The sequence below is a fragment of the Arthrobacter sp. Y3223164 genome (genome assembly GCF_059091005.1).
In genome coordinates this window covers 1-4,151 of record NZ_JBNHGF010000257.1, presented here as the reverse complement: position 1 = coordinate 4,151, position 4,151 = coordinate 1, and the positions used below count along the sequence as shown (strand labels likewise).

Here is a 4,151-nt window from a genome sequence, read left to right as displayed (position 1 = left end):
CGGGCCGCAGCCGAGCCCGGGACTGCGATCCGACCCTCCGATCAGCTCCAGCCGCGGCGGCGCATGGCCCGGGCAACTTCGTCGAACGAGGCCCGCGGCAGCACCGCTCCTTCGCGCCGGACCCGATCCGGCTCTAGTTGCAGCACGCGGTCGAGCTTGACTTCACTCGGGCGGCCCCGGACGTCCCAGGGGCCCGAGCCCAGGTCGAGGTAGTCGCCGTCGCGCCGGCCGTCGTTGTTCCGGTCCCGCGTGGTCAACATGAGCGCCAGCAAACGGCCGCGGTGGTAGCCGATGACCAGGACGGGCCGGTCCTTGCCCCGCGTGTAGTCCTCCTCGTACGGCACCCACGTCCAGACAATCTCGCCCGGATCCGGCGCGCCGTCGGCCTCGGGGGAGTAGCTGATGGTCCCCGTGCCCCGGTAGTCGCCCGGATACCCCGAGCCCGGACCGGATTCCGCACCCCGGCGCCCGGCCACGCCCCCGGGAGGCTGGCCCTGCCTGCCGGCCACCGGACCGCGTCCTTGGGTGGAACCTCCGGAGTGTCCGGCACCGGACAGCCCGCGGACGGCCCGCACGGCGGAACGAAGCAGACGGTTGAGGCCGCGCTGGGAAAATGCCATGGCTCTAGGCTACCGACGGCGGCACGGCCGCGATATCGGCGGGGCTGCCGAATCAGCACCACAGGCGAGATCGGCGGGTCCAGCGATCCGGCACCCGCGCGGTCCCGGCAGGCACGCCCCCGGGTGCGCGGATCGCGGGCAGGCGTGGGACACTTATAGTTGAGCAAATTCAGCGTGCTGGTCGACCCGGCCGCATTGCCGTAGCCCGCTTGTCTGAGAGTAAGGAACCATCTGTGTCACCGATGGCCCGCACCGCGCCGGTGCCTGCCGCCACCGATCCGGCGATCATCAGGAACTTTTGCATCATCGCCCATATCGACCACGGCAAGTCCACTCTTGCCGACCGGATGCTCCAGCTCACCGGCGTGGTCCAGCCGCGCGATATGAAGGCCCAGTACCTGGACCGGATGGACATCGAGCGGGAACGCGGCATCACCATCAAGTCCCAGGCCGTGCGCATGCCGTGGGAGCTTGACGACGTCAGTTACGCCCTGAACATGATCGACACCCCGGGCCACGTGGACTTCACCTATGAAGTTTCCCGTTCGCTGGCAGCCTGCGAAGGCGCGGTCCTGCTGGTGGACGCGGCCCAGGGCATCGAGGCCCAGACACTGGCCAACCTCTACCTGGCGATGGAGAACGACCTCACCATCATCCCGGTCCTGAACAAGATCGACCTCCCGGCCGCGCAGCCGGAAAAGTACGCGGCCGAGCTGGCCAACCTGATCGGCGGCGATCCCGAAGACGTGCTGAAGGTCTCTGGCAAGACCGGCGTGGGCGTCGAAGCGTTGCTGGACAAGATCGTGCGCGACCTGCCGGCCCCCACGGGCGACGCGGACGCACCGGCCCGCGCGATGATCTTCGACTCGGTCTACGACACCTACCGCGGTGTGGTCACGTATGTCCGGGTGGTCGACGGAAAGCTCTCGCCGCGCGAACGCATCCAGATGATGTCTACCCGGGCCAGCCACGAACTGCTCGAAATCGGAGTCAGCTCGCCCGAGCCAACGCCGTCCAACGGCCTGGGCGTCGGCGAGGTCGGCTACCTGATCACCGGCGTGAAGGACGTCCGCCAGTCCAAGGTTGGCGACACCGTCACCAACCTGCTCAAGCCGGCGGCGGAGTCCCTGGGCGGCTACGCAGACCCCAAGCCCATGGTCTTTTCCGGGCTCTACCCGATCGACGGCACGGACTACCCGGTACTGCGCGACGCGCTGGACAAGCTCAAGCTCAACGACGCGGCACTGATCTACGAGCCGGAGACCTCCGCAGCCCTCGGCTTCGGCTTCCGAGTCGGCTTCCTCGGGCTGCTGCACCTGGAAATCACCCGGGAACGGCTCGAGGCCGAGTTCAACCTGGACCTGATCTCCACCGCCCCCAACGTGGTCTATGAGGTCACGCTGGAGGACAAGAAGGTCCTGACGGTCACCAACCCGAGCGAATATCCGGACGGGAAGGTTTCCGAGGTCCGCGAGCCGATGGTCTCCGCGACCATCCTCGCGCCCAACGAGTTCGTCGGCACCATCATGGAGCTCTGCCAAGGCCGCCGCGGCGAGATGAAGGGGATGGATTACCTCTCCGAGGACCGCGTGGAGCTGCGCTACCGGCTGCCGCTGGCGGAAATCGTCTTCGACTTCTTCGACAACCTCAAGTCGCGCACCCGCGGCTACGCATCGCTGGACTGGAAGGCCGACGGCGAACAGGTGGCCGATCTGGTCAAGGTGGACATCCTGCTGCAGGGCGAACAGGTCGACGCGTTCAGCGCCATCACGCACCGCGAGAAGGCCTACAGCTACGGCGTCATGATGACCTCCAAGCTGCGCGAACTCATCCCGCGCCAGCAGTTCGAGGTGCCCATCCAGGCCGCCATCGGTTCCCGTATCATCGCGCGCGAAAACATCCGCGCCATCCGCAAGGACGTGCTGGCCAAGTGCTACGGCGGCGACATCTCCCGTAAGCGGAAGCTGCTGGAGAAGCAGAAGGAAGGCAAGAAGCGGATGAAGATGGTCGGCCGCGTGGAGGTCCCGCAGGAGGCCTTCATCGCCGCACTGTCATCGGATGACTCCAAGGACAAGGCAAAGAAGTAGCTCTGCAGTGCTTGTGACCACAACGACGACGGCGGAGGCGCGCCTCAGTGCCTAGCGTCCTTCCCGTGGGGGACCCAGCGCCGGCCGACGGCCTGCTGCCCGCTCAGGCAGCGGCAGGCGCGGAGGACCGCGCGTTCTGCCTGTATGTGCACATCCCGTTCTGCCGGGTGCGCTGCGGCTACTGCGATTTCAACACCTATACCGCCAAGGAACTGGGTTCCGGCGCGTCGCAGGATGAGTACTCGGGCACCCTGAACACGGAGCTGGAGCTGGCGGCGCGGGTGCTGCGTGACTCCGGCCTGCCCGACCGTCCGCTGGCCACCGTGTTTTTTGGCGGCGGCACACCGACCCTGCTGCCGGCGGCGGACCTGGCGTCGATGCTTCGCCAGGCCGCGGACCTGTGGGGTTTGGAGCCGGGCGCCGAGGTCACCACGGAAGCCAACCCGGACTCGGTCACGCCGGAATCACTGAAGATCCTGGCCGACGCCGGTTTCACCCGCGTGTCCTTCGGCATGCAGTCGGCCGTGCCGCATGTGCTGAAGGTCCTCGACCGTACCCATAACCCGGAACGGGTGCCGCAGGCGGTGCAGTGGGCCCGCGACGCCGGGCTGAACGTCAGCCTGGACCTGATCTACGGCACGCCGGGGGAGTCCATCGCGGACTGGGAAGCCAGCCTCGACTCCGCGATCGCCTGCGCGCCGGACCATATCTCCGCCTATGCCCTGATCGTCGAGGACGGGACCAAGCTCGCGGCGCAGATCCGGCGCGGCGAGGTGCCCGGAATCGACGACGACGACCACGCCGCCAAGTATGAGATCGCAGACGCGCGGCTCGGCGCGGCCGGGTTCGGCTGGTACGAGGTCAGCAATTGGGCCCGCACTCCCGAGGACCGCTGCCGGCACAACCTGGCTTACTGGCGCGGGGACGACTGGTGGGGAGCCGGCCCGGGCGCACACTCGCACGTGGGCGGCGTCCGGTGGTGGAACGTGAAGCACCCCGCGGCCTACGCCCAGCGGCTGGCCACGGGGGTATCTCCGGCAGCCGGCCGCGAAACGCTGGACACCGGCACCCGCCAGCTGGAACACGTGATGCTGCAGACCCGCATCATCGACGGGCTGCAGACCCGGGACCTGGGCCCGAACGGCCGGAAGGCCGTGGCCGGGCTGATCGCCGACGCCCTGGTCGACCCGGCCGCGGCCTTCGCCGGGACGATCCGGCTCACCCTCAAGGGCCGGCTGCTGGCCGACGCCGTGGTGCGGCGGTTGCTCGAGGACTGACCGCGCCGGCCTCCAGCGACCGGCCGATCCGGTGCAGGGCCGCCTCGTAGGCGGAGTCCCAGCTCCACCCGGCAGCCGGCGCGCCCGCCAGCTCCAGCGAGACGAGCCCGTGGACCTGGCCCCACACCACGCCCACCATGGACGCGACTTCGTCGTCCGATGCCCCG

At 68.6% G+C, this 4,151-nt stretch carries 3 protein-coding genes and 1 pseudogene; 2 read left to right on the top strand and 2 right to left on the bottom strand.

The features are described 5' to 3' along the window. Positions 1-41 precede the first annotated feature (41 nt). Positions 42-620, bottom strand: a complete 579-nt coding sequence (locus tag AC5RUJ_RS12120) for a type II toxin-antitoxin system PemK/MazF family toxin (protein WP_494075020.1) — start codon at positions 618-620, stop codon at positions 42-44. Positions 621-853: 233 nt separating this feature from the next. Between AC5RUJ_RS12120 and lepA the strand changes: the two genes are divergently transcribed. Further along, the gene (lepA, locus tag AC5RUJ_RS12115) at positions 854-2,707 is read left to right on the top strand and encodes a translation elongation factor 4 (protein WP_493999775.1); all 1,854 of its coding nucleotides are present in this window, start codon (positions 854-856) and stop codon (positions 2,705-2,707) included. A gap of 47 nt (positions 2,708-2,754) precedes the next feature. Further along, positions 2,755-3,984: a radical SAM family heme chaperone HemW gene (gene hemW / locus AC5RUJ_RS12110; RefSeq protein ID WP_494014025.1), complete on the top strand. Its 1,230-nt coding sequence runs from the start codon at positions 2,755-2,757 to the stop codon at positions 3,982-3,984. Here hemW and AC5RUJ_RS12105 read toward each other — a convergent pair. Beyond that, positions 3,932-4,151 (bottom strand): annotated as a pseudogene (locus tag AC5RUJ_RS12105) (hypothetical protein); the annotation flags it as partial. The gene hemW and the pseudogene AC5RUJ_RS12105 sit on opposite strands and share 53 nt — an antisense overlap.

Bases quoted from the DNA above. Each gene is read 5' to 3' on its own strand.
- AC5RUJ_RS12120 (WP_494075020.1), bottom strand. From the start codon at position 620: ATGGCATTTTCCCAGCGCGGCCTCAACCGTCTGCTTCGTTCCGCCGTG.